Annotated in this window: 2 protein-coding genes and 1 pseudogene; 2 read left to right on the top strand and 1 reads right to left on the bottom strand. The window is 48.8% G+C overall.

Annotation, left to right across the window (positions count from 1 at the left end):
* Window positions 1-94 precede the first annotated feature (94 nt).
* Both rpoN and hpf read left to right on the top strand, forming a co-directional pair.
* Window positions 95-1,450 (top strand): RNA polymerase factor sigma-54, encoded by a 1,356-nt coding sequence (gene rpoN, locus ACTHUT_RS18725; RefSeq protein WP_188208774.1) that lies wholly within the window; start codon window positions 95-97, stop codon window positions 1,448-1,450.
* 49 nt (window positions 1,451-1,499) lie between these two features.
* A complete protein-coding gene (hpf, locus tag ACTHUT_RS18720; protein ID WP_003679851.1) occupies window positions 1,500-1,814 on the top strand; it encodes a ribosome hibernation-promoting factor, HPF/YfiA family in 315 nt (104 codons plus the stop codon).
* Between the two features lie 73 nt (window positions 1,815-1,887).
* Here the strand turns inward: hpf and ACTHUT_RS18715 are convergent.
* Window positions 1,888-2,102, bottom strand: a pseudogene (locus ACTHUT_RS18715) (AmpG family muropeptide MFS transporter); the annotation flags it as partial.

The following is a 2,102-nucleotide window of genomic DNA, read 5'->3' as shown; positions in this document are numbered from 1 at the left end:
GAATACAAATATAATACCTATAACCTAGTTTTTCAGACGGCCCTCCGTACAAAGGCCGTCTGAAAAACTATCCATACACTTCGAAAAAAACATTATGTCTTCACTCGTCCTTAAACTCAAACAGACCCAGCAGCTCAACCAGCGGCTGCAGCAGTCTCTGCGTATCTTGCAGATGTCGGGTCTTGAGCTTGAGCGCGAAGTGGAAGACTGGTTATTAGACAATCCTCTGCTTGAGCGTCCGGAAACCGATGAGTTTGCCGATAGCGGGCTCAATCGTGCCGTTACCATGCCGCGTGCGGGTCAGCAGTTGAGCGGCGACGATGCCGAAGATATTTGGAGCAACATCGCCGAAGAAGAGGATTTCAAACACTATCTGCATGCCCAAGTGTGCGAGCATCCGCTCTCGCAAGTGGAAGCGGCCTATGTTCATGTCTTGATTGATTTTTTGGACGAACAAGGCTACCTCACCGACAGTCTCGAAGAAATTATCGATCACACGCCGTTAGAATGGATGCTGGACGAAGAAGCCCTGCAAAATGCACTGGATATATTGCAAACCTTTGATCCGCCCGGCGTGGCGGCGGCGGATTTGACCGAGTCACTTATGCTGCAGCTGATGCGTTTGCCGGCTTCTCCTGCCAGACAAATGGCCGCGCATTTGGTGCAAAGTTCGCTTCAAGACTTAGGCAAAAACCGCAAACAAAATGTTCTGCGTTTCCGCAAACTCTATCCCGATACCGACAGTGAAACCATAGAAGCCGCGCTCGATATGATTGCCGAGCTCAATCCCTATCCGGCCTACGGTTTCGCCTCTGCCACGCCTACGCCTTATATTCAGCCTGACGTTTGGGTCAAAGAGGGCAAGGACGGCTGGGAAGTCATCAGCAATGAGGCGGCTTGGCCAAAGCTACAGCTCAATCAGGAATATTGCGACCTGATGAAATCAGCGGAAGAGGGCGCACCGGAGTGGAAGGAAAAAATCAACGAAGCCAAGCAGCGCATTGATTCTTTGGAGCTGCGGAAAAGCACGGTCCTCCGCCTTGCCGAGTATATCGTCAAAAATCAGGAAGATTTTTTCATCTTCGGAGAAATCGGCCTGTCGCCCATGCTGATGAAAGATGCCGCCGCCGAATTGGGTTTGGCGGAAAGTACCATCTCGCGCGCCGCCAATCAGAAATATTTGTCTTGCCCGCGCGGCCTGTTTGCGTTACGCTATTTCTTCACACAGGCAGTCAATGCCGACGATGACGGCGAAGGGTTCAGCCAAGGCGCAATCAAAGCCGTATTAAGCCAGCTGATTGAAAGCGAAGACAGCAGCAAACCCTATTCGGACGAGACCCTCGTCAAATTATTAAAACAACGCGGCATTGAAATCGCCAGACGTACAGTTGCAAAATATAGAGAATCATTAGACATCCCACCGGCACACAAGCGAAAATTTACCGAGTAGATATATTCCGATCCGTTTTGACGGACTAATCAACCGAAGGAGCTGTATCATGAATCTGAAAATCACCGGTCTGAATTTTGATGTTACCGAAGCCATCAAAAACTATGTTTCCGACAAGTTGGCACGAATCAATCGCCACGCTGACAACATCATCTCCGTGACCATTACGCTCTCGGTGGAAAAAGTCAATCAAAAAGCTGAAGCCGATGCGCATCTGGCAGGCAAAGATTTGCACGTTGAAGCGATTGAACAGGATATGTACGCCGCGATTGATGTTTTGATGGACAAACTCGACCGCGCTGTTTTGAAACATAAAGAAAAAAGCGGCGATGTCCGCAGTACTGTCAAACCTGCTGCCGAATAAAGTTTTTGTATGATAAAGGCCGTCTGAATATTCAGACGGCCTTTTGTTTTACTAGAAGTTTTAGACTGGCAATCTAGTTACTCACTTTTTCGCCATTCCATGGTGCCACTTTAAATAGCAGCAACATGCCCGGTATGCCCAAAGCGAAGCACAGCCAGTAGAAATTAAAGTAACCCATCGCTTCAATCAGATAACCTGCCGAAGCATTGATAAATGTACGCGGTACAGCGGAAAGGCTGGTGAAGAGGGCTAATTGAGTGGCCGTAAATACTGGATTGGTTTCACGAG

It is taken from the genome of Neisseria sp. P0022.S010 (assembly GCF_051956635.1).
This window is presented reverse-complemented; position numbering and strand designations above follow the sequence as displayed.

Bases quoted from the DNA above. Each gene is read 5' to 3' on its own strand.
- rpoN (WP_188208774.1), top strand. From the start codon at position 95: ATGTCTTCACTCGTCCTTAAACTCAAACAGACCCAGCAGCTCAACCAG.
- hpf (WP_003679851.1), top strand. From the start codon at position 1,500: ATGAATCTGAAAATCACCGGTCTGAATTTTGATGTTACCGAAGCCATC.